Source organism: Streptomyces sp. NBC_01465 (genome assembly GCF_036227325.1).
Taxonomy (GTDB): Bacteria; Actinomycetota; Actinomycetes; order Streptomycetales; family Streptomycetaceae; genus Streptomyces.
Genome location: NZ_CP109467.1, coordinates 5,130,466 through 5,150,463 on the forward strand (window position 1 = coordinate 5,130,466; position 19,998 = coordinate 5,150,463).

21 protein-coding genes are annotated in these 19,998 nt (G+C 70.7%); 8 read left to right on the forward strand and 13 right to left on the reverse strand.

The window, feature by feature from the left end:
* Positions 1 to 91: 91 nt before the first annotated feature.
* Complete coding sequence (locus OG707_RS24325) at positions 92 to 1,315, reverse strand: acetyl-CoA C-acetyltransferase (RefSeq protein WP_329121722.1); 1,224 nt, start codon at positions 1,313 to 1,315, stop codon at positions 92 to 94.
* 184 nt (positions 1,316 to 1,499) lie between these two features.
* Here OG707_RS24325 and OG707_RS24330 point away from each other — a divergent pair, with 184 nt between their 5' ends.
* Positions 1,500 to 1,925: a hypothetical protein gene (locus OG707_RS24330; RefSeq protein WP_329121724.1), complete on the forward strand. Its 426-nt coding sequence runs from the start codon at positions 1,500 to 1,502 to the stop codon at positions 1,923 to 1,925.
* Positions 1,926 to 1,927: 2 nt separating this feature from the next.
* Here OG707_RS24330 and OG707_RS24335 read toward each other — a convergent pair whose 3' ends face one another.
* Complete coding sequence (locus tag OG707_RS24335) at positions 1,928 to 2,689, reverse strand: SDR family oxidoreductase (protein ID WP_329121726.1); 762 nt, start codon at positions 2,687 to 2,689, stop codon at positions 1,928 to 1,930.
* A 137-nt stretch (positions 2,690 to 2,826) separates the two neighbouring features.
* Here OG707_RS24335 and OG707_RS24340 point away from each other — a divergent pair, with 137 nt between their 5' ends.
* Positions 2,827 to 3,648, forward strand: a complete 822-nt coding sequence (locus tag OG707_RS24340) for a helix-turn-helix transcriptional regulator (RefSeq protein ID WP_329121728.1) — start codon at positions 2,827 to 2,829, stop codon at positions 3,646 to 3,648.
* A 283-nt stretch (positions 3,649 to 3,931) separates the two neighbouring features.
* Here the strand turns inward: OG707_RS24340 and OG707_RS24345 are convergent, their stop codons facing one another.
* Entirely contained in the window at positions 3,932 to 5,323 is a 1,392-nt protein-coding gene (locus OG707_RS24345) for a cystathionine beta-synthase (RefSeq protein WP_329121729.1), read from the reverse strand.
* A gap of 110 nt (positions 5,324 to 5,433) precedes the next feature.
* On the opposite strand from OG707_RS24345, the gene OG707_RS24350 reads away from it, so the two are divergent.
* A complete protein-coding gene (locus OG707_RS24350; RefSeq protein WP_329127945.1) occupies positions 5,434 to 6,420 on the forward strand; it encodes an SGNH/GDSL hydrolase family protein in 987 nt (328 codons plus the stop codon).
* On the opposite strand, the gene OG707_RS24355 is transcribed toward OG707_RS24350, so the two are convergent.
* Positions 6,411 to 7,373 carry a phosphotransferase family protein gene (locus OG707_RS24355; RefSeq protein ID WP_329121732.1) on the reverse strand — a complete coding sequence of 321 codons (963 nt, stop codon included), beginning with the start codon at positions 7,371 to 7,373 and terminating at the stop codon, positions 6,411 to 6,413. The two genes, OG707_RS24350 and OG707_RS24355, sit on opposite strands and share 10 nt — an antisense overlap.
* Positions 7,374 to 7,446: 73 nt before the next feature.
* Between OG707_RS24355 and OG707_RS24360 the strand changes: the two genes are divergently transcribed.
* Entirely contained in the window at positions 7,447 to 8,274 is an 828-nt protein-coding gene (locus OG707_RS24360; RefSeq protein WP_329121733.1) for a M55 family metallopeptidase, read from the forward strand.
* Here the strand turns inward: OG707_RS24360 and OG707_RS24365 are convergent.
* The gene (locus OG707_RS24365; RefSeq protein WP_329121734.1) at positions 8,249 to 9,064 is read right to left on the reverse strand and encodes a class I SAM-dependent methyltransferase; all 816 of its coding nucleotides are present in this window, start codon (positions 9,062 to 9,064) and stop codon (positions 8,249 to 8,251) included. The two genes, OG707_RS24360 and OG707_RS24365, sit on opposite strands and share 26 nt — an antisense overlap.
* Before the next feature lie 55 nt (positions 9,065 to 9,119).
* Here OG707_RS24365 and OG707_RS24370 point away from each other — a divergent pair, with 55 nt between their 5' ends.
* Positions 9,120 to 9,701, forward strand: a complete 582-nt coding sequence (locus OG707_RS24370) for a TetR/AcrR family transcriptional regulator (protein ID WP_329121735.1) — start codon at positions 9,120 to 9,122, stop codon at positions 9,699 to 9,701.
* Here the strand turns inward: OG707_RS24370 and OG707_RS24375 are convergent.
* The 3 genes from OG707_RS24375 to OG707_RS24385 all read right to left on the reverse strand — a co-directional run bounded on the left by OG707_RS24375 (position 9,698) and on the right by OG707_RS24385 (position 12,614).
* Positions 9,698 to 11,107 (reverse strand): purine-cytosine permease family protein, encoded by a 1,410-nt coding sequence (locus OG707_RS24375; protein WP_329121736.1) that lies wholly within the window; start codon positions 11,105 to 11,107, stop codon positions 9,698 to 9,700. The two genes, OG707_RS24370 and OG707_RS24375, sit on opposite strands and share 4 nt — an antisense overlap.
* Positions 11,108 to 11,211: 104 nt before the next feature.
* On the reverse strand, positions 11,212 to 11,718 hold the full coding sequence (locus tag OG707_RS24380) for a cysteine dioxygenase (protein WP_329121738.1): 507 nt from the start codon (positions 11,716 to 11,718) through the stop codon (positions 11,212 to 11,214).
* Complete coding sequence (locus tag OG707_RS24385) at positions 11,715 to 12,614, reverse strand: amidohydrolase (protein WP_329121740.1); 900 nt, start codon at positions 12,612 to 12,614, stop codon at positions 11,715 to 11,717. The genes OG707_RS24380 and OG707_RS24385 overlap by 4 nt, the downstream gene beginning before the upstream one ends.
* 92 nt (positions 12,615 to 12,706) lie before the next feature.
* Between OG707_RS24385 and OG707_RS24390 the strand changes: the two genes are divergently transcribed.
* Positions 12,707 to 13,714 carry a LacI family DNA-binding transcriptional regulator gene (locus OG707_RS24390; RefSeq protein ID WP_329121742.1) on the forward strand — a complete coding sequence of 336 codons (1,008 nt, stop codon included), beginning with the start codon at positions 12,707 to 12,709 and terminating at the stop codon, positions 13,712 to 13,714.
* Here OG707_RS24390 and OG707_RS24395 read toward each other — a convergent pair.
* From OG707_RS24395 to OG707_RS24410, 4 genes are read right to left on the reverse strand one after another with little or no spacing between them, the layout of a single operon-like run.
* A complete protein-coding gene (locus tag OG707_RS24395) occupies positions 13,711 to 14,637 on the reverse strand; it encodes an ABC transporter substrate-binding protein (protein ID WP_329127946.1) in 927 nt (308 codons plus the stop codon). The two genes, OG707_RS24390 and OG707_RS24395, sit on opposite strands and share 4 nt — an antisense overlap.
* Before the next feature lie 56 nt (positions 14,638 to 14,693).
* Complete coding sequence (locus tag OG707_RS24400) at positions 14,694 to 15,365, reverse strand: ABC transporter permease (protein WP_329121744.1); 672 nt, start codon at positions 15,363 to 15,365, stop codon at positions 14,694 to 14,696.
* A gap of 6 nt (positions 15,366 to 15,371) precedes the next feature.
* The gene (locus OG707_RS24405; RefSeq protein ID WP_329121746.1) at positions 15,372 to 16,016 is read right to left on the reverse strand and encodes an ABC transporter permease; all 645 of its coding nucleotides are present in this window, start codon (positions 16,014 to 16,016) and stop codon (positions 15,372 to 15,374) included.
* A complete protein-coding gene (locus OG707_RS24410; RefSeq protein ID WP_329121749.1) occupies positions 16,016 to 17,065 on the reverse strand; it encodes an ABC transporter ATP-binding protein in 1,050 nt (349 codons plus the stop codon). Before OG707_RS24410 ends, OG707_RS24405 begins: the two co-directional genes overlap by 1 nt.
* 140 nt (positions 17,066 to 17,205) lie before the next feature.
* On the opposite strand from OG707_RS24410, the gene OG707_RS24415 reads away from it, so the two are divergent.
* Together OG707_RS24415 and OG707_RS24420 are read left to right on the forward strand one after the other, a co-directional pair.
* Entirely contained in the window at positions 17,206 to 18,687 is a 1,482-nt protein-coding gene (locus OG707_RS24415; protein WP_329127948.1) for an aromatic amino acid ammonia-lyase, read from the forward strand.
* Between the two features lie 18 nt (positions 18,688 to 18,705).
* Complete coding sequence (locus tag OG707_RS24420; RefSeq protein ID WP_329121751.1) at positions 18,706 to 19,542, forward strand: MurR/RpiR family transcriptional regulator; 837 nt, start codon at positions 18,706 to 18,708, stop codon at positions 19,540 to 19,542.
* Positions 19,543 to 19,602: 60 nt separating this feature from the next.
* Here the strand turns inward: OG707_RS24420 and OG707_RS24425 are convergent, their stop codons facing one another.
* Positions 19,603 to 19,977 carry a hypothetical protein gene (locus OG707_RS24425; protein ID WP_329121753.1) on the reverse strand — a complete coding sequence of 125 codons (375 nt, stop codon included), beginning with the start codon at positions 19,975 to 19,977 and terminating at the stop codon, positions 19,603 to 19,605.
* Between the last annotated feature and the right edge of the window lie 21 nt (positions 19,978 to 19,998).

Below are 19,998 nucleotides of genomic sequence, written 5' to 3' on the forward strand. Positions count from 1 at the left end.
AATGAACCTCCCCCAGGAGATAGGTCACATCCTGGGGGAGATTCGGTCACGACTGTGACGCGGGGGACCGCCGGAGATTACTGAGAGTTGATCAGCTGAGACGCTCGATCACCATGGCCATGCCCTGGCCGCCACCCACGCACATCGTCTCCAGACCGAACTGCTTGTCGTGGAACTGAAGGCTGTTGATGAGTGTGCCGGTGATCCGGGCGCCTGTCATGCCGAAGGGGTGGCCCACCGCGATGGCACCGCCGTTGACGTTCACCTTGTCCAGGTCCAGGCCGAGGTCCTGGTAGGAGGGGATGACCTGTGCGGCGAACGCCTCGTTGATCTCGGCCAAGTCGATGTCGCCGATGGTGAGTCCGGCCCGCTTCAGCGCCTGCTTCGACGCCTCGACGGGACCGTAACCCATGATCTCGGGAGAGAGGCCGGAGACTCCGGTGGAGACGATCCGGGCGAGCGGGGTGAGACCGAGGTCACGCGCCTTGGTGTCGCTCATGATGACGAGCGCCGCGGCGCCGTCGTTGAGCGGGCAGCAGTTGGCAGCCGTGATCTTGCCGTCGGGGCGGAAGACGGGCTTGAGGCCCTGGACGCCTTCGAGGGTGACGCCCGCGCGCGGGCCGTCGTCCTGCGAGACGACCGTGCCGTCGGGGGTGGTGACCGGGGTGATCTCCCGCTCCCAGAAGCCGTTCTTGATGGCCTGCTCGGCGAGGTTCTGCGAGCGCACGCCGAACTCGTCCATCTCGGCGCGGCTGATGTTCTTGATCCCGGCGAGGTTCTCGGCGGTCTGGCCCATCGCGATGTACGCGTCGGGGGCGAGGCCGTCCTCACGCGGGTCGTGCCAGACCGGGGCGCCCTCGGTCGCGGCGGTGGCCGCGGTGCGGGCCTCGGCGTCGGCGAAGAGCGGGTTCTTCGTGTCCGGGAGCGAGTCGGAGTTGCCCTTGACGAAGCGGGACACCATCTCGACACCGGCCGAGATGAAGACGTCGCCCTCGCCGGCCTTGATGGCGTGCAGCGCCATGCGGCTCGTCTGGAGGGAGGAGGAGCAGTAGCGGGTGACCGTACAGCCGGGGAGGTGGTCCATTCCCATCTGTACGGCGACGATGCGGCCCAGGTTGTGACCCTGCTCGCCGCCGGGCAGACCGCAGCCGAGCATCAGGTCGTCGATGTCGCGCGGGTCCAGCTCGGGGACCTTGGCCAGGGCGGCCTGGATGATCGTGGCGGTCAGGTCGTCGGCGCGCAGATCCTTCAGCGAGCCCTTGAAGGCGCGACCGATCGGGGAGCGGGCGGTGGAGACGATCACGGCTTCGGGCATCACAGCTCCATGAGGGGTGGAGAAGGCAGGACTGTGAGGGAAGTTACCCGTACGTATCGTCCAGGTCACCGGATAGCGCGTGTGATGCGGGCCTCTTTTCTAAGCGCTTGCTCAGGGGGAGGGGTCGTGAATTGGGGGGTTAGCCCCACTGACCCGGCCCGGCCCGGCTTCGTACCGTGTCCGTATGACTGCGAGCGATCCCGAGCTGAAGAAGGAACTCGACGCGACGCTGCACGCGCGCAAGGAGCTGGGTGAGGACTACGAGTCCGCCCTCGTCGACTCGTTCCTGGAGAAGGTCGAGCAGCGGCTCGACGGTACGGTCGACCGCCGGGTGCGGCGCCAAGTGGCCGAACAGCAGATGACGGTCGCCAGAGGAGCGCGGGCGCCGCAGTCCGACTCCGGTTTCGGGGAGCGGTACGGCTTCGGCATCGTCTCGCTGATCCTGGCGGTCCCGCTCTCGGCGATCGGCGCGGTCAACGCCGGCCTCTCGGGGCTCTTCGTCACCTGGGCGGGGATCGTGGGCGTCAATGTCGTCCACGCCGCGCGCGACGGCGGGCTCTTCCCGCGGCGCCGCGGGAAGCCCTCGTCCTCGTCCGACTGGGACGACTGACCTCACGCCTGGCGCGTGGGGAGCACCATCACCTGGCGCAGGTTCACGTGGCGGGGGCGGCTCGTGATGTACGCGATCAGGTCGGCGATCTCCTCCGAGGAGAGCGTGCCGATCGCGTCGAACATGCCGTCCAACTGGCCGGACAGGTCCGCGTTGTCGATGTGGCCGGCGAGCTCGGTGTCGGTCAGGCCCGGCTCGATGTTGGTCACTCGTACGTCGCGCGGGCCCAGCTCGCCGCGGAGCGACTCCGAGAGGTACGTGAGCGCGGCCTTGGTCGCCCCGTACACCGCGTAGTTGGGGAACGTGACGTGCGCGCCGATCGAGGAGATGTTGACCAGGTCGGCGGTCCGTCCCTCGGCCGCGGCGGCCAGCAGGTCGGGGACGAAGGCGCGGATCATGCGCAGGGCGCCTGTCACGTTCGTGTCGATCATGCGCTGCCACTCGTCGACGCGACCGTTGTCGACGGGGTTGGGGAGCATCACGCCGGCGGAGTTGACCAGGAGGTCGGCCGGTCCGAAGGCGTCGTGGACGCGGGCGACGGCGGCGTCCACGGAGTCCGCGTCGGTGACATCGGCGGTGACCGCGATCGCCCGGCCGCCGTTCGCCTCGATCTTCGCGGCCAGCTCGTCGAGCCGGTCGGCCCGGCGGGCGAGGAGCGCCACGTTCGCACCCTGTGCGGCGAGCAGTACGGCGGTCGCGGCACCCATGCCGCTCGCGGCTCCGGTGATGACGGCGGTACGGCCTGCGAGGCTGGTGTAGCTCATGTCCGTTGTCTCCTTGCGGTGTTGTCCTGCTGACAGGGACAACTCTGCGCGGATCGCGGCGGCTTACCCAGGGCAGAGCTTTTCCTGGGTCCGGCAGTACCAGGCTGGCGCAGCAGGTCTGGCCTAGGCTCGGGCCCATGGACGGTGACCTCGGAGATTTCCTGCGCTCACGGCGCGCACGCATACAGCCCGACGACGTGGGCCTGCCCGCGCACGGCCGGCGCCGGGTGCCGGGGCTGCGGCGCGAGGAGGTGGCGCAGCTGGCGGGCGTCAGCGTCGACTACTACATCCGGCTGGAACAGGGGCGCGGGCCGAGCGTCTCGGATGCCGTACTGGACGCGATCGCGCGGGTGCTGCGGCTCGACGAGACGGAGCGCGGCTATCTGCGGGAGGTCGCGCGACCGCGGCGGGGGTCCGCTCCTGTGCGCCAACGGGTGCGCCCGGGGCTGCAGTTGCTGCTCGACACCATCGACAAGGCGCCCGCCTTCATCTTCGGCCGCAGGCTGGACGTGCTGGCCTGGAACGCGCTGGGCGACGCGATGAGCGGCTACACGCGGATGGAGCCGGCGGAGCGCAACGTACTGCGGCAGGTGTTCCTCAGTGTGGAGGGCCGCGAGATGTACCCGGATTGGGAGGCGGTGGCCGCGGAGACCGTCGCGTATCTGCGGCTGGACGCGGGGCGGCACCCGGACGACAAGCAACTGGCGGCGCTGGTGGGGGAGTTGTCGCTCAAGAGCGAGGAGTTCCGGCGGCTGTGGGCGGACCATCTGGTGAAGGAGAAGACGTACGGGGTGAAGCGGGTGCAGCACCCGCTGGTGGGCGAGCTGTCGCTCCCGTACGAGTCCCTGACCGTCCACGGCGACCCGGACCAGGTCCTGGTGGTCTACACCCCGGAACCGGGGTCGCCGACGGCGGAACGAGTGGGCCTGCTGGCGAGTTGGGCGGCACCGGTGCGCTGAACGCACGTTGGCGCGGGGACCGCCGCACCCCCCGGTTGCCCAGGGGGGCGGGACGACGGCGGTCCCCGCGAGGGACGCGGTCCCGGGTCAGGGCCGGTTTCCGCATCCATGGCGTCGCTGGAGGCCCGGGAGCCGCTCCGGAGGTCCTTGACGCCAGTTCGTGGTGCCGGGCGGATCCCCCTGGGGGTTTCCCTCCCGACACCCATTACTCTGCCGGAGCCGTGTTAAGGCGGTGCTGCGCGGACGTGACGCGCTCGTACCGTTTTGACGAAGCCGAACCCCTCTAGTGGGCGTCCTTCGCGAGGAACGCGAGCAGGTCCTGCCGGCTCACGACCCCCTTCGGCTTCCCCTCCACCAGCACGATCGCCGCGTCCGCCTTCTCCAGTACGGACATCAGGTCGCCGACCGGCTCGCCCGAGCCGACCACGGGAAGCGGCGCGCTCATGTGCTTCTCCAGCGGGTCGGTCAGCGTCGCGCGCTGCGTGAACAGCGCGTCGAGCAGCTCGCGCTCGACGACCGAGCCGATGACCTCCGCCGCCATGACGTCGGGGTGACCGGCGCCCGGCTTCACGATCGGCATCTGCGAGACGCCGTACTCGCGCAGCACCTCGATCGCCTGGCCGACCGTCTCCTCCGGGTGCATGTGCACCAGGCTGGGGATGGTGCCGTGCGTCTTGTGGTCGAGCACGTCGACGACGCTCGGCTGGTCGCCGGTGTGGTCGAGGAAGCCGTAGTCGTTCATCCAGTCGTCGTTGAAGATCTTGCTGAGGTAGCCGCGCCCGCTGTCCGGCAGCAGCACGACCACGATGTCGTCCTCCCCGAGCCCCTCCGCGACGCGCAGCGCCGCCACGACCGCCATGCCGCAGGAGCCGCCGACGAGCAGCCCCTCCTCCTTGGCGAGGCGGCGGGTCATCTGGAAGGAGTCCTTGTCGGAGACCGCGACGATCTCGTCCGTCACCGTACGGTCGTACGCGGTCGGCCAGAAGTCCTCACCGACGCCCTCGACGAGGTACGGCCGCCCGGACCCGCCCGAGTACACCGACCCCTCGGGGTCCGCGCCGACGACCCGGACCTTGCCCTCGCTGATGTCCTTCAGATAGCGGCCGGTCCCGGTGATGGTGCCGCCCGTGCCGACGCCCGCGACGAAGTGGGTGATCTGCCCCTCGGTCTGCTCCCAGAGCTCGGGACCGGTCGTCTCGTAGTGCGAGCGGGGGTTGTTCGGGTTGGAGTACTGGTCGGGCTTCCAGGCGCCGGGTGTCTCCTTCACCAGCCGGTCGGAGACGTTGTAGTAGGAGTCCGGGTGCTCGGGGTCGACGGCCGTCGGGCAGACGACGACCTCCGCGCCGTACGCCCGCAGCACATTGATCTTGTCCATCGACACCTTGTCCGGGCAGACGAAGATGCACTTGTAGCCCTTCTGCTGGGCCACGATCGCGAGGCCGACACCGGTGTTTCCACTGGTCGGCTCGACGATCGTGCCGCCGGGCTTGAGCTCGCCGCTCGCCTCGGCCGCCTCGATCATGCGGACGGCGATCCGGTCCTTCACGGAGCCGCCCGGGTTGAAGTACTCGACCTTGGCCAGGACGGTTGCCCTGAGACCTTCGGTCACGCTGTTGAGCCTCACCAGCGGGGTGTTGCCTACGAGGCTGATCATCGAGTCGTGGAAGTGCGCCATGTGGTCAGAGTATTGGACAAGATTGGGCTGCACCGGTCTGAGGGCAAGTAGGTCTTGTACGGCTCCAGGGCTGCACGGCTACGAGGAGGTGGCAGTTGTCGAGGGCGAGGGTGGCACGGAGGATCGCCGCGGGCGCGGCGTACGGGGGCGGCTCCGTCGGGCTGATCGGGGCGGCCGCGGTGGGCGTGGTGCTCGCCGAGGTACAGCTGGCGAAGCGGTCCGTGGGCGGCGGGACGGCACCGCACGCGCCGATCGCCGACGGGCGGTACGGGACGGCCTTCGCGGGCCGCGGCGCGCATCTGGAGCCGGTGAGGTTCGCGATGCTCGGCGACTCGACGGCGGCGGGGCAGGGCGTGCGCAGAGCGGGCCAGACCCCGGCGGCGCTGCTCGCCTCGGGGCTCGCGGCGGTGGCCGAGCGCCCCGTCGACCTGCGGAATGTGGCGCTCCCGGGGGCCATGTCGGACGACCTCGACCGCCAGGTGACGGTGCTGCTCGCGGATTCTTCCCGTATCCCCGACGTCTGCGTGATCATGATCGGCGCCAATGACGTCACGCACCGGATGCCGGCCACCCAGTCCGTACGCCATCTGGCCACGGCGGTACGCCGTCTGCGCACGGCCGGGGCGGAAGTCGTGGTCGGCACCTGCCCGGACCTGGGCACGGTCGAGCCGGTCTACCAGCCGCTGCGCTGGCTGGCCCGTCGCGTGTCGCGCCAGCTGGCGGCGGCGCAGACGATCGGCGTGATCGAGCAGGGCGGCCGTACGGTCTCGCTCGGCGAGCTCCTGGGCCCCGAATTCGCCGCGAACCCGCGCGAACTCTTCGGCCCCGACAACTACCACCCCTCGGCGGAGGGCTACGCGACGGCGGCGATGGCGGTCCTGCCGACGCTCTGCGCGGTGATGGGCCTGTGGCCGGAGACGGACCACCTGGACGCCTCGCGCGACGAGGACATCCTCCCGGTCGCGAAGGCGGCGTCGGCGGCGGCCTCCGAGGCGGGCACGGAGGTCACGGGCGCCCGTGCACCCTGGGCCCTGCTCAAGCACCGCAGGCGGCGGAGGATCCCGGGGGACGCGGAGCCGGCGGAGGTTCACCCGTAACGGCGGAAGAGCTCCAGGAGGTACGCCTCGAGCCTGTCGGCGAGGAGGGCTGGCGTCAGGTCGTGGCGCCCGAGCTCGCGCCAGGGGACGCCGACCTTTTCGGCGTCTGGGGCGTAGGCGAGGGCGTCCAGGACACGCCAGTAGAGGTGGTCGGCGGGCTCCTGGCTGAGCTCGCCTCCGTACGCCGCATAGCGGTCGGCGAACCGCATGCCCTCGGGGACCCCGTACAGGAGCGCGAGAGCGGTGGAGCAGTGGGCCACGTCCAGATCGGCCGGCCCCCAGGACGTCTCGACCCAGTCGACGACCCCGGTGATCTCCAGGCGCTCGCCCTGCCCGTCGAAGAGGACGTTGCCGGGGTGGAAGTCGCGGTGCAGGAAGACGGGCCGGTGGGCCGGGGGATCGCGGCGGATGACGTCCGCGGCGCGCTGCCACAGCTCGGGCCGCGCGGTGGACGCGGGCACGCGTACGGCATCGGCGGAGGCCCAGGCCTGATAGGCGCGGGGCCGGGACTCGGCGGGGACGCCGACCCGGTGGATGGAGACGAGCTGGCGGGCGAGGAGCTCGTTGCGCGCGCCGGCCCCCTCCGTGTCCAGCCGTACGCGCCCGGGCAGCAGGGACATCAGGAGGGACGGGTGATCGCAGTACGTCGCCGTGGCGTCGACTCCCTTGAGGGCGGCCACCGGTATCCCGGTCGGGCCGAGCAGGCGCAGGATGTCCGCCTCGCGGGTGAGCAGGCCCTCCGCGTGCTGGGCGTAGAAGGGCTTCACGAAGGAGCGCAGCACGAGGGGCCGGGGCTCGCCCTCTCCGGCGACGGACAGCTTCCGCATCTCCGAACTCCAGCCCCCACGCAGCCGTTCGGCACCCTCGACGCGACAGTCGCCACCGGCCTGCTCCTCCACCCAGGCACGCGTGCCGGACCAACTCGGGTCGTTCACCTCGTCATTCGCAAGCATGGGATCAACCTACGGAACCGCGACGGGCCGCCGGAGAGTCCCCCCATTGATCAACTCTCAAGGAGCGTGCAGCATGCGGATCTACATCAGCGCCGACATGGAGGGCGTCACGGGACTCGTGGACGCCGCCGATGTCCAGCCCTCCGGCAGGGACTACGAGCGCGGGCGCGTGATGATGACGGAGGACGTCAACGCGGCCGTACGAGGCGCCCTCACGTCCGGTGCGACCGACATCCTCGTGAACGACGCGCACGGCCCGATGCGCAACCTGCTGTCCGAGACGCTGCACCCGGCCGCCCGACTGATGCGCGGCAAACCCAAGACCATGGGGATGCTGGAGGGACTGGACGCCACGTACGACGCGATGCTCTGCGTCGGATTCCACTCCAGGGCCGGGGTCCTGGGCGTGATGAGCCACAGCTTCATGGGCCATGAGATCGAGGATATCCGGCTCGACGAACGCCCGGTCGGCGAGATCGGCCTCGCCCACGCCACCGCCGCGTCGCTCGGCGTCCCGGTGGTGATGCTGACAGGCGACGACACCGCGGTCGCGGAGATGGCCGCCTGGGATCCTGCCGTCGCGGGTGTCGCGGTCAAGCACGCGCACGACCGCTTCGCGGCCGAACTGCGCCCGGTCGCGGAGGCGCGCGAGGCCATCGAGAGTGCGGCGGCCGCCGCTGTCGCGGCCCACGGCACCGCCGCGCCTCATTCCCGTACGGCAACGCTTGCCGTCCGCTGGCAGTCGGCGTCGGTGGCCTCGGTGCTGCTGGGCATCCCGGGCGTCACTTCGGTAGACAGCCGCACGGTCCGGGCCACCGGCACGATGCCCGACCTCTACCGGCAGTTCGGCGTCTGGATGAGGGTGGCTGCCTCGCTCACCGGCCAGGCGCCGTACTGCTGAGTGCCGCGGTGAGCACCACCGTGGTGTAGCGCATCGTGAAGGTGCCGCCCATTGCGTCGATGGCCGTCCCGACGCTCTGCAGGACCTCTGCCAGTTTGTCCGGCGGGAGGCGGGTGAAGGCGCCCTGGGTGGGCATTTGGTCCAGCCAGGCTTCGCGGGTGTAGGTCCACTTCCAGTCGAAGCTCCACTGCTCCGGTTCGTTGAATCCGGCCGTCTGCCTGATTTCCTCTGTGGGTTTGGCGAACAGGGCCTGATACGCGTCCAGGGGCGGCTTCGTCATCGATCGGAAGTCGAACGGTGAGTCGGGCATGACCCGTTGGCAGATTTCGGCGACGGCTTCCGCCAGGTCGGGCGGTAGCTGGAAGACATTCCAGAACGCTGCCAGCCGGCCGCCGGGGCGCAGTACCCGCGCGGCCTTGGCGGCTCCCGCGGCCGGGTCGATCCAGTGCCAGGCCTGGCCGGAGACCACCGCGTCGAATTGTCTGCCGGCCGGGTCCCACGCCTCGAACGTGGCTACGTCCACCTCGACGCCGAGCTGCCGCGCCAGGTCGGCCATCCGGGCGTCGGGCTCTACCCCGAGGACCTTGCAGCCGGATGCCTGGAACTGGCGGGCGGCGATTCCGGTGCCGCAGCCGACGTCCAGGACGTCGGGGCCGGGGCTGGCGGCTCTGATCCGGGCCACCATGGCTTCGGGGTAGCGGGGGCGTGCGCGGTCGTAGCGGTCGGCGTCCGAGCCGAACGACTCGGCCACCGCTCGGTGTTGATGCGGCTCCGGCGGTAGAGTGGGCATGTGCCCACTATGGTGGGCACATGCCCACTCGTCAACGGAAGGGCGGGAGCGCGGTATGCCGACAGGGGTGGCCCTGCGCGATGTGCGTGAGCAGCTGTTCGACGCCGCCGAGCGTGTCCTGCTCCGGGACGGGCCAAGTGCGCTGACCAGCCGGGCTGTTACCACGGAGGCCGCCTGCGCCAAGGGCGTCCTGCACCGGCACTTCGCCGACTTCGATGCCTTTCTCGCCGAGCTGGTGCTCGACCGCATCGCCCGGATCGAGGATCAGGCCGACACCCTGCGCGACTCCGCCGGGACCGGCACCGTCGGGGGCAACCTCGCGGGCGCGCTGACGGAGGTGTTCGGGCCGGTCGCGGTGGCGATCGTCGCGCTCGTCACCTCCCGCGACGGCCTGCGCACCCGGCTGCGTCAGGCGCAGGTGGCCGGGATCCCGATCCTGGCGGAGGCCACGGCCATGATCGCCTCGTACCTCGTCGCCGAGCGCGAACTGGGTCGCATCGATGCGGATGCCGCGATCGACACGCTCGCTCCCACGCTGATCGGGGCCGGGCACCTGCTGTTCGCCGACCGTTCGGGTGACCCGCCGGAGGCCGATGCCGTCCGCAAGGTCGTGGACACAGTCGTCGGCCGCTCCTAGACGGCTGCTCCGGCCGGTACCGGGGTGAGGATCGTCTCCGGCGGGACGTGCGACGTGTTGCGGCGGGCCAGGAGCCAGTAGAGCGCTGCGGGGATCACCAGGCCTACGAGCCAGGAGATGTCCGCGCCGCCCAGGGGGTCGACCAGGGGGCCCGTGTAGAACGACGTTGCCAGGAACGGGAATTGGGCCAGGAGGCCGATTCCGTAGACCAGGAGCGCGTCCCAGCGCCAGGCGCCGTAGCGGCCGTTGGGGTCCGAGAGCGCCGGGATGTCGTAGCGCTCGCGCGAGATCAGGTAGTAGTCGACCAGGTTGATCGCCGACCACGGTGTGAAGAAGGTCAGCAGGAAGAGCAGGAAGTCCTTGAAGGAGGACAGGAAGCTGTCCTTGCCGGCCAGGGCCACCGCTGTTCCGGCGACCATGATCAGGGTGATGTACGCCGAACGGCCGCGCGCGGAGAGGGTCTTCTGCGCGCGGAAGCCGCCGATGCTCGTCACCATCGACATGAAGCCGCCGTAGGTGTTCAGGACGTTGATCGTCAGCTTGCCCAGGGCGATCACGAAGTAGAGCGCGGAGGCGATCAGGCCGGTGCCGCCGAGTGCCACCACGTAGCCGACCTGGCTGTCCATGAACGCGTCGCCCGCCGTCGCCGCGACCAGGACACCGAACGTCATCGACCACTGCGAGCCGAGGGTCGTCCCGCCGAGCGTCCACCAGAACGTGGCGCGGGCCGAGGTCGTACGGGGGAGATAGCGGGAGTAGTCCGCGACGTACGGGCCGAACGCCAGCTGCCAGGAGGCGGAGAGGGAGACCGCGAGGAGGAAGACCGGGAAGGAGAACGTGTGGTCGTGGAGCGTCGCGGAGAGGTCGATGCGGTCCAGGAGGCGTATGCCGAGGTAGATGAAGGCGAGGGCGCAGATGATGCTGGCCGCGCGGCCGAGGATGTGGATGACGCGGTAGCCGATCGCCGCTGTGACCGCTGTGATCACGGCGAAGATGATGATGCCGGTGGTGTCGTTGAGGTGCGTGAGTTTCGCTACCGCCTGGCCTGCGAGGACGCTTCCGCTGGCGAAGAAGCCCACGTACATGACGATGACCAGGAGGAGGGGAACGACCGCCCCCTTCACCCCGAACTGGGCCCGGGAGCTGATCATTTGGGGCAGGCCGAGGCGTGGGCCCTGCGCCGAGTGGAGCGACATCACCGCGCCGCCCAGCAGGTTGCCGAGGAGCAGGCCGAAGATCGACCAGAAGGCGTTGCCGCCGAAGACCACGGCGAGCGCGCCGGTGACGACCGCGGTGATCTGGAGGTTCGCGCCGAGCCAGAGTGTGAACTGGGAGAAGGCCGTGCCGTGGCGCTCGGCATCGGGTACTACGTCGATCGAGCGCTGCTCCACCAAGCTGCCGGGCATGTGCGGCCTCCCTCTCCCCGTGTTTGCATTGATCTATGCAGACTCGGGTCTGATGAATGGAAGGTCAATAGGCGCAGGTGAAATGCCTGTTACTTCGGGTCGGTTCAGGCCGCCGGAATGTCCAGAGGGCGCAGTTCGTCCGCGTAACTGACCGAGATGCGGCGCATCAGGCCGTCGGAGGTGATGTCGTACTGGCCCAGGCGCCAGAGCGGCGGGGAGTACGCGTGGATCGACACCGCGTCGTCCGTCGCGCCCGTGAGGCGGTGGATGTGGTCCGGGCCGAAGTGGAAGGACTCGCCCGCGGAGACCGCTGTCGCGAGGTGGCGGCCGCCGATGCGGGGGTTCGATTCGGTGAGTACGCCCTGGACCACGCGGACCGCGCCCGAGGAGATGTCGTGGTCGTGCCAGCCGGTGTCGTTCTGGCGGGTCCAGCAGAGCAGCCAGATGTCCACGTACTCGTCGCGGTGGAGCGAGGCGTAGTGGCGCTCGGTGTCGGAGAAGGCGACGTGCGGGCGCCAGAGTTCGGGGGTTGCCGCCAACTCGTCCACCAGGGTGTGGAGTTCGAGCTTGTCGAGGGTGCGGGCGGGGAGGGCGGACGTGTACGACGTCATGAGGTGGCTCCCTTCAGGAGGCGGGACGGGTTGGTGGTGCGCAGCGCGTGCGTGGCGGCTTCCGCGCCCAGGTCGGGGGTGGTGGGTGCGGCATAGGGGCGGTCGCTGCCAGAGACCAGTACGTCGATGCCGGTCGTGCGGGCCAGGGCGTCCACCGCCCGGGTGCCGTACGAGGACGTCTCGTAGAAGGCGTTGAAGTCGATCTCGCCGCGGCCGCCGCCCCGGGCCGCCAGGCGCTCGGTGTGGAGCGGGGCCAGGCCCGCGAGCGCCGCGAAGCAGACGCGGAGGTGTGGGTGGCGGGGGCGGCCGAAGGCGCGGAAGGCGTACCAGGAGGCGTGCATCTGGTGGACGTACGGGACCAGGGCGGGCCACCACGGCGGGGTGCCGGGGGGTGCGGGCGGGGCGGCTCCCGGGTGGATGAAGAGGGGCTTGTCCGCTGCGGCGAGCGCTTGGAGGAGTGGGGCGCAGTGGGTCCAGCCGGCCTCGTCCAGGAGTGCTGTGGCGGGGAGTTGGAGGCCCGCGCAGCCCCGGTCGAGGGTGCGGGCGAGGGCTTCGGGGTCCGGGGCGAGCAGGGGCGCCGACGCCCAGACGCCGAAGGGGGCGGGGAGGGCGAGGGCGCCGTCGTGGAAGGCGTCGATCAGGGGCTGCGCCTCGGCGGGCGGGAGGTACTCGATGCCGAGCGGGCTGGAGAGCGAGACGAGCGCCAGGTCCAGGCCGTCCTCGGCGCGGGCGAGTCGGGTGCGGGCCGCGATGTCGTGGTCGGCCGGGTTCACCTCGTACGGCGGCTCACCGGGGAGGTGGAGCGTCCAGCCGTCGAGGCGGGGTGCGGTGGTGCGGGTGCGCAGGAGGTCGATGAAGGCCTTCGGCCAGAGGTGTTGGTGGACGTCGGTGGGCAAGGAGACATCCTTTTGTTAAACGCTTCACTGATGCGGTTAAGTGAAGCGGTTAACAAAGGTGGGTGTCAAGGGGGGCCGGTAGGCTTCGCCGCATGGCCAGGCCCACGAAGCGCACCACCCTCCGAGAGGTGGCCGAGGCCACCGGCCTCTCCACCGCAGCCGTCTCGTACGCGCTGCGCGGCAAGCATGTCTCCAAGGAGACCGAGGAGCGGGTGCGCAAGGCCGCAGCCGAACTCGGCTACGAGGCCGACCCCATCGCCCGCGCCCTGGCCAGCGGGCGCACCAGCATGGTCGGCGTCATCGCGGGGGACCTGCAGGACCTCTGGCAGCAGCAGCTGATGGCCGCGATAGGGCGCGAGCTCCTCGCGGGCGACCGGTACGCGCTGATCCTCGACGCCGGCGGCGACCCGGAGCGCGAGCTGGTGCTGGCCAAGCAGCTGCGGGACCAGCGCGTGGACGGGATGCTCGTGTCGCCCGTCGACCCCTCCGCACAGGGGTGGGTGAAGATCGCCGAGCAGGTGCCCGTGGTGTCGATCGGGGACTCGCTGGAGCACGCCCGCAGCGCCGGGGAGGTGCTCTTCGACAACCGGGCCGGGATCGACGCCGTACTGGGATATCTGGCCGGGCTCGGGCACCGGCGCGTGACCGTACTGACGCCGACGGGGCGTGCAACGCCCGACCGGCCCGCGGATGTGTATGTGCGGGAGGCCGCCGACCGCATCGGGCTCGCGGTCGAAGTGGTGCCGTGCGGGCTGGAGTTGGGCGTCGCCACGGAGGTTGCGCGCGGGGTGCTGCGAGGGCCGGTGACCGCCGTGTTCTGCTTCTCGGACTCGATCGCGTACGGCGTGTACGCGGCCGCCGCCGAGGCCGGTGTGACCGTAGGGCGCGATCTGTCGGTCGTCGGCTTCGACGACCACCCGGTCTCCCGGGTGCTGACCCCGCCGCTGACCACACTCGACTGGGGCCTTGCGGAGATCGCCAAGGAGGCGGCCCGGCTGGCCGTCGCCGCGATCGAGGGGCGCCGGGTGCGGCGCAAGCGGATCCTGTGCGCACCCGAGCTCATCGAGCGGGGGTCGGCCAGCCGGGCCGGTTCCCGTTAGGCCAGGCCGTTCTTCTTCAGCCAGGCGTCGGCCACGCGGTCCGGGTCCTTCTTGTCCTGGTCGACCAGGCGGTTGAGCTGGGTCAGTTCGGCCGTCGTCAGTACGTTGCCGAGCCGGGCCAGGGCCTTGCGCACCTTGCCGTCCGCCTTGCGGGCGGCGATCAGCGGGACGATGTGCTGGGCGGGGACCAGATTCTTGGGGTCCTGGAGCACGACCCACTTGTTGGCGGCGACGTCCACATCCGTCGTGAAGACGTTCGCGACGTCCACGTCACCCTTCTTCAGGGCGCCCTTCACCAGCGGCCCGGAGGAGTCCAGCGCCTTGAACTCCTTGAACTCCACGCCGTACACGTCCTTCAGGCCGACGACCCCGACGACCCGCTTCTGCATCTCCGCGGCCGCCCCGAACACCAGCTTGCCGTTGGCCTTGGTGAGGTCGGCGAGGGTCTTGAGGCCGTACTTGTCGGCGGTCTCCCGGGTGACGGCGAAGCTGTCGCTGTCCGCGGCCGTCGCGTACGGGAGGACTTCGAGGGAGGCGGGGAGCACCGCCGCGAGGGCGTTCTGCAGGGCGCCCGCCTCCGTCTCGGTGGCCTTCGGGTTCAGGTAGAGGAGCAGGCTGCCCTGGTACTCGGGGAGCAGGTCGATGTCGCCGCCCTTGAGCGCGGGGACGATGATCTCGCGGGAGCCGAGGTTGGGCTTGACGGTGGTCTTGATGCCTGCGGCCTTGAGGACACCCGCGTAGAGGTAGCCGAGTATCTGGTTCTCGGTGTAGTTGGCGGTGCCGATGATCAGGCCGCCCGCGCTGGACCCGGTGTCGCCGCCCGAGCCGTCGCCGTCCAGCGAGGTGATGCCGGAGGAGCAGGCGGCGAGCAGGGGTGCGGAGGCTCCGGCGAGCAGCGCGGTGAGGGCGGTACGGCGGTTCATGGGGAGCTTCTTCGTCATGGGGATCTTCTTCTTCATGGTCGTCAAGTCCCTTGGGGTCAGCGGGCGTTGGCGGGGCGGCCGCGGAGCAGCAGCCGCTGCAGCCCGCCCAGGGCCAGGTCGGCGAGGACGGCGAGTACGGCGACGAGCGCGGCCCCGCCCAGGACCTGCACCAGGTCGCGCTGGGCCAGTCCGTCGAAGACGTAGCGGCCCAGACCGCCGAAGCTGACGTACGCGGCGATCGTGGCGGTGGCGATGACCTGCACGGTCGCGAGGCGGATGCCGGTCATGATCAGGGGGAGGGCGAGGGGGAGTTCGACCTGCCACAGGACCTGGTGGCCGCGCAGGCCCACGCCCTTGGCGGCGTCCTTGACGTCCGGGTCGACGGCGGCCATGCCCGCGTACGTGTTGGTGATGATCACGGGGACGGCGAGCGCCACCAGCGAGATGTACACCGGCCACATGGAGAGACCGCCCGCGAGGAAGACCAGGGTGACCAGGCCGACAGTGGGCAGCGCGCGGCCGAAGGAGGCGAGGTTGACGGCGACGAACGCGCCGCGGCCCGTGTGGCCGATCAGCATCCCGATGGGGAGCGCGATCGCGGCGGCGACGAGGGTGGCGAGCAGCGAGTACTCGAGGTGCTCGGCGAGGCGGTGCGCGATGCCCGCGTTGCCGGACCACTGGGAGCCGCTGGTCAGCCAGGAGCCGAGGTTCTTGAGGAGTTCGAGCATGGCGGGTCAGGCACCTCGCTTGTGGGTCCACGGGGTGGCCAGCCACTGGACGGTGACCAGGGCCGCGTCGGCGACCAGGGCGAGCAGCAGGGTCAGGGCGACGCCCGCGATCACGGGGGTCGGGAAGTTGCGCTGGAAGCCGTCGGTGAAGAGCTGACCGAGGCCGCCCTGGCCGATGTAACTGGCCACGCTGACCAGGGAGATGGACATGACGGTGGCGACCCGTACGCCCGCCATGATGACGGGGAGCGCGAGGGGGAGCTCGACGGTGAGCAGGGTGCGCAGGGGCTTCGCGCCCATGGCGGTGGAGGCCTCGCGGGCTCTGGCGGGGACGGCGTCCAGGCCTTCGACGGTGTTACGCACCAGGACGACCAGGGTGTACGCGGTGATGCCGACGACCGCGGTGGTGCGCGTCAGCCCGGTGACCGGGAGCAGCAGCACGAACAGCGCGATGGAGGGGATCGTGTAGAGGATGTTGGAGAGCCCGAGCACGAAGCCGCGCAAGGGGCGGACGCGGTGGGCGATCACCGCGAGGGGGAGTGCGATCAGCAGTCCGAAGAAGACGGCGGAGAGCGCGGTGGAGAGATGGTCGGTGGTGAGCCGGGTCATCTCGTCGATGTGGTCGGGGAACCAGCCCCACACGATGGTCATCAGGCGGCCGCACCCGCGCTGATGTGGGCCTCGCCCGCGTGGTCGTGGATCTCGGCGCGGGCGGTGACGCCGGTCAGTGTGCCGTCGGCGTCGACGCGGGCGACGAGTCCGGCGGGGGAGGCGATCGACTCGTTCAGGGCGGAGAGCAGGGAGTCGCTGTCGCGCAGGGCGCGGACAGGGAGCAGCGGGGCGTCATCGCCCGCGTCCTGGTCGCGCCAGCCCAGCGGCTTGCGGGCGCCGTCGAGGGCGAGCGTCCAGCGGCCGCCTTCGGGGGCCGGGGCCTGCGGCAGACCGGCGAGGGTGCTCAGCGACAGGAGCTTCAGGCCGCGTTCCGCACCCAGGAAGTCCGCCACGAAGTCGTCGGCGGGGCGGGCGAGGAGCTCGGCGGGTTCCGCGCACTGGACCAGGTGGCCGCCAGTGCGGAAGACGGCTATTCGGTCTCCGAGGCGTACGGCCTCGTCGATGTCATGGGTGACGAAGACGATGGTCTTGGCCAGATCCTTCTGGAGCCTGAGCAGCTCGTCCTGGAGCTGGGTGCGGACGACGGGGTCCACGGCGCCGAAGGGTTCGTCCATGAGCAGGACGGGTGGATCGGCCGCCAGCGCGCGGGCGACCCCGACGCGCTGCTGCTGGCCGCCGGAGAGCTGGTGCGGGTAGCGCTTGCCGGCGTCGGCGGCGAGACCGACGGTCTCCAGGAGTTCGGCGGCGCGGGTACGGGCCTTCTTGCGGCCCCAGCCGAGGAGCAGCGGGACGGTGGCGATGTTGTCGAGGACCGTGCGGTGCGGGAAGAGGCCGGACTGCTGGATGACGTAGCCGATGCCGCGTCTCAGGTCCGCGGCGTCCGACTCCAGGATGTCCTTGCCCGCGAGGCGGATCGTTCCCGAGGTCGGGTCGACCATCCGGTTGATCATGCGGAGGGTGGTCGTCTTGCCACAACCGGAGGACCCGACGAGGACCGTGATCTGTCCCTCCGGCATCTCCAGCGAGAGGTCGTGCACCGCGGTGGTGCCGTTCGGGAAACGCTTGTGGACTTCGTCGAATTTGATCATCGGTCATCCCTTGCCCGGCTGCATATGGTCATGCAGAGTTCTTGTTGTCTGAATAAGTTGTCAATGGCCCGCGGTAAATCACTGGTTACATGTGTCCGACGGGTAAGACGTTCTGTCCTGAATGGAGGCGTTCGCGCATGATGTCGTCCCGCATGGTGGACTCTCCGACCGGCATCGTCGTCCTGGACGGTGAGTCCCTCCCGGTGTCCGATGTGGTCCGCCTCGCGCGCGGTACGGCCAGGCCCGTACCCGGAACCGAGGCGATGAAGCGTGTCGAATTGTCGTGGGACGCCGCCCGCGAGCTCGCCGCGTCGGGACGCGTCTACGGGCGGTCCACCGGCGTGGGCGCCAACCGGAATGAGGCCGTGCCCTCCGAGGCGGCCGCCGACCACGGGCTGCGGCTGCTGCGCTCGCACGCCGGAGCGATCGGCGACCCGCTGCCCGAGCGCGAGGTACGGGCGATGCTCGCGGTCCGCGCCAACCAGCTCCTGGCCGGCGGGGCGGGCCTGCGCCCGACCGTCGTCACCGCACTCTGCGAGGCCCTCGAAGCCGGGGCGTACCCCGTCGTCAACGAATTCGGGTCCGTCGGCACCGGAGACATCGCCGCCCTCGCCCAGGTCGGCCTCGCGCTCGCGGGCGAGCACCCCTGGCTGGGCGCGGGCGAGGCCCCCGAGGCGCAGCCCCTGGACAACAACGACGCCCTCGCCCTGATCAGCAGCAACGCCCTCACCCTCGGCCAGGCCGCCCTCGCCCTGGACGAACTGCGCCGCCTGGTGAGCGCCACCCAGGTGGTCGCAGCGCTCTCGCTGCTCGCGATGGACGGCTCCTTCGAGGCGTACGCGGAGCCGGTCCACGCCGCCCGCCCGCACCCCGGCTCCCAGGCCGTCGCCGCCCGCAGCCGCTACCTCCTCGGCGCCCCCGAGCGGCCCACCCCTCCGCTGGGCCGCATCCAGGATCCGTACGGACTGCGCTGCGTCCCCCAGATCCACGGACCCGCGCACGACGCCGCCGACCTCCTGGAGCGGACCCTCGCCGTCGAGATCAACGCGGCCGCCGAGAACCCGCTGATCCGCGCCGATGACATGGCCGCGTACCACCACGGCGGCTTCTACATGGCCCAACTCGCCCTGGCGCTCGACCACTTCAGGCTTGCGATCACCCAGGTCGCCCGGCTCTCGACCTCCCGGCTCTCCGCCCTGAACGAGCCCGCCTTCACCCGCCTCAAGCCCTTCCTCGCCGACAACGAGGCCGCCTCGTCGGGCGTCATGATCCTGGAGTACGCGGCCGGAGCGGCCCTCGGTGATCTCCGGGCCTTCTCCGCACCCGCCTCCCTGGGGCATGCTGTGCTGTCGCGCGGAGTCGAGGAGCAGGCCAGCTTCGCCTCGCTGGCGGCGCGCCAGTCACTGCGGGCGGTCCGTGCCTACCGGTACGTCGTCGGCTGCGAACTGGTCGCCGTCGTACGGGCGCTGCGCCAGCGCGATCTGCGGATCGATCCGGAGCTGCCGGTCGGGAAGGCCTTCGACCTGGCGGCGTCGGTGCTCGGCGACGACACCGCGGACCGGCCGCTGACCGACGACGTGGCGGCCGCGGCCGCACTGCTCGACCAGTTCAACGAACTCTGAGGGACCAGGGGACATCAGATGAGTGACAGCCCCGCCGCACGGCTGCAGCAGCTCTTCGAAGGGCACCGGCTCACGCCGACGCAACGCCGTATCGCGCACTGCATGGTGCGCCGGGCCGCCGACGCCCCCTTCCTCTCCTCCGTGGAGCTGGCGGAACTGGCCGGGGTGAGCCAGCCCTCCGTCACCCGCTTCGCCGTCGCGCTGGGCTTCGACGGCTATCCGGCGCTGCGCAAGCACCTGCGCGAGGTCGCCCCGGCGGCCGGGAGCGGGGCGGCGGACACGTACAACGAGTACCAGCAGGCCGTACAGGCGGAGATCGAGAACCTGCGCCATCTCGCCGAGCTGCTCGCCGACCCGTCCGCGGTCGAGCGGGCGGGACGGCTGCTCGCCGCCTCCCCGGCGCTGCCCGTACTCGGGCTGCGCGCCGCCTCCTCGCAGGCCCGTGGCTTCGCGTACTTCGCGGCCAAGGTCCACCCGGACGTCCGGCTGCTCGACGAGGGCGGCACGATGCTCGCCGACCGGATCGACGCCTCCGTACGCGCCGGGGCGACCGCGCTGCTCTGCTTCGCGCTGCCGCGCCACCCGCGCGAGGTGATCGAGGCGCTCGCCTACGCGCAGTCGGCGGGCCTGACGGTGGTCACGGTCGCGGACTCGGCCTTCGCACCGGTGGCCAAGCACAGCGACGTACTGATCCCGGCCGCTGTCGGCACGGGCCTCGCCTTCGACACCGCGTGCGCGCCGATGCTCCTGGGGCGGGTGCTGATCGAGGCGATGTGCGACGACCTGCCCGATGCGCAGGCGCGGCTGGAGGAGTTCGACGCACGGGCGAGTGCGCGGGGGCTCTTCGCCGAGTAGGTGCCTGTGGGGCACGAACCGCTGCGGCGGGCAGGGGCCGCCCGCCGCAGGGCCGCCCGGTCAGACCTCCAGCTCCTTCTCGATCTTCTTCAGCTGGTGGCGGGCCATCGCCAGGTTCGACCGGCTCTTGTCGAGCGCGATGTAGAGGAACAGGCCGTCGGTGCCGCGCCCCTTGAGGAGCCGCAGCAGGTGGTACTGGCCGCCCAGGGTGATCAGGATGTCCTCGATCTCGTCCTTGAGGCCCAGGAGTTCCATGGTCCGCACCTTGGCGCGCACCACATCGGTGTTGCCGGCGGCGGCGACGGACAGGTCGAGGTCCTTGCCCCCGCCGAGCGTGCCGAGGGCCATGCCGCTGGTGTAGTCGACGAGGGCCACGCCGATCGTGCCCTCGATGGACGTCATCGCTTCCTTGAGCGCGGTTTCTGCGTTCGCCATGGTGTTCGCACTGCCTTTCTT

Coding starts and splice junctions, on each gene's coding strand:
- OG707_RS24325 (WP_329121722.1), bottom strand. CDS start 1,315: ATGCCCGAAGCCGTGATCGTCTCCACCGCCCGCTCCCCGATCGGTCGC.
- OG707_RS24330 (WP_329121724.1), top strand. CDS start 1,500: ATGACTGCGAGCGATCCCGAGCTGAAGAAGGAACTCGACGCGACGCTG.
- OG707_RS24335 (WP_329121726.1), bottom strand. CDS start 2,689: ATGAGCTACACCAGCCTCGCAGGCCGTACCGCCGTCATCACCGGAGCC.
- OG707_RS24340 (WP_329121728.1), top strand. CDS start 2,827: ATGGACGGTGACCTCGGAGATTTCCTGCGCTCACGGCGCGCACGCATA.
- OG707_RS24345 (WP_329121729.1), bottom strand. CDS start 5,323: ATGGCGCACTTCCACGACTCGATGATCAGCCTCGTAGGCAACACCCCG.
- OG707_RS24355 (WP_329121732.1), bottom strand. CDS start 7,373: ATGCTTGCGAATGACGAGGTGAACGACCCGAGTTGGTCCGGCACGCGT.
- OG707_RS24360 (WP_329121733.1), top strand. CDS start 7,447: ATGCGGATCTACATCAGCGCCGACATGGAGGGCGTCACGGGACTCGTG.
- OG707_RS24365 (WP_329121734.1), bottom strand. CDS start 9,064: ATGCCCACTCTACCGCCGGAGCCGCATCAACACCGAGCGGTGGCCGAG.
- OG707_RS24370 (WP_329121735.1), top strand. CDS start 9,120: ATGCCGACAGGGGTGGCCCTGCGCGATGTGCGTGAGCAGCTGTTCGAC.
- OG707_RS24375 (WP_329121736.1), bottom strand. CDS start 11,107: ATGCCCGGCAGCTTGGTGGAGCAGCGCTCGATCGACGTAGTACCCGAT.
- OG707_RS24380 (WP_329121738.1), bottom strand. CDS start 11,718: ATGACGTCGTACACGTCCGCCCTCCCCGCCCGCACCCTCGACAAGCTC.
- OG707_RS24390 (WP_329121742.1), top strand. CDS start 12,707: ATGGCCAGGCCCACGAAGCGCACCACCCTCCGAGAGGTGGCCGAGGCC.
- OG707_RS24395 (WP_329127946.1), bottom strand. CDS start 14,637: ATGAACCGCCGTACCGCCCTCACCGCGCTGCTCGCCGGAGCCTCCGCA.
- OG707_RS24400 (WP_329121744.1), bottom strand. CDS start 15,365: ATGCTCGAACTCCTCAAGAACCTCGGCTCCTGGCTGACCAGCGGCTCC.
- OG707_RS24405 (WP_329121746.1), bottom strand. CDS start 16,016: ATGACCATCGTGTGGGGCTGGTTCCCCGACCACATCGACGAGATGACC.
- OG707_RS24410 (WP_329121749.1), bottom strand. CDS start 17,065: ATGATCAAATTCGACGAAGTCCACAAGCGTTTCCCGAACGGCACCACC.
- OG707_RS24415 (WP_329127948.1), top strand. CDS start 17,206: ATGTCGTCCCGCATGGTGGACTCTCCGACCGGCATCGTCGTCCTGGAC.
- OG707_RS24420 (WP_329121751.1), top strand. CDS start 18,706: ATGAGTGACAGCCCCGCCGCACGGCTGCAGCAGCTCTTCGAAGGGCAC.
- OG707_RS24425 (WP_329121753.1), bottom strand. CDS start 19,977: ATGGCGAACGCAGAAACCGCGCTCAAGGAAGCGATGACGTCCATCGAG.